The sequence below is a fragment of the Salinimicrobium oceani genome, from assembly GCF_012037645.1.
Map to the genome: position 1 here is coordinate 1 of NZ_JAAVJR010001125.1, position 356 is coordinate 356.

The 356-nt window shown below is 48.3% G+C and carries 1 protein-coding gene; it reads left to right on the forward strand.

Features of this window, described 5'->3' with window-relative positions; genetic code table 11:
• Positions 1-356: alpha,alpha-trehalase (locus HC175_RS21090; protein ID WP_235942723.1), on the forward strand; the 356-nt coding region annotated here is incomplete at both ends.

The window sequence follows — 356 nt, forward strand, 5'->3', positions numbered from 1 at the left end:
TCCGTAGAAGAAACCGCGACCAACGAGGTACAGCGGCAATGGGATTATCCAAACGGCTGGGCACCACACCAGATGCTGCTGTGGCAGGGGTTGCTGAATTACGGCTTTGAAGCCGAAGCTCATGAACTCATCTACCGCTGGCTTTACATGATCACCAAAAATGCGGTGGATTACAACGGTACCATTCCTGAAAAATATGATGTGGTGGATCGAACTCATAAAGTTTATGCTGAATATGGCAACGTTGGGACAGAATTTGATTATATCACGACTTCGGGCTTTGGCTGGATGAATGCATCCTATCAATTGGGGCTGGAGTTGCTTCCGGAGCAATACCGGGAAAAGCTGGATGAGCT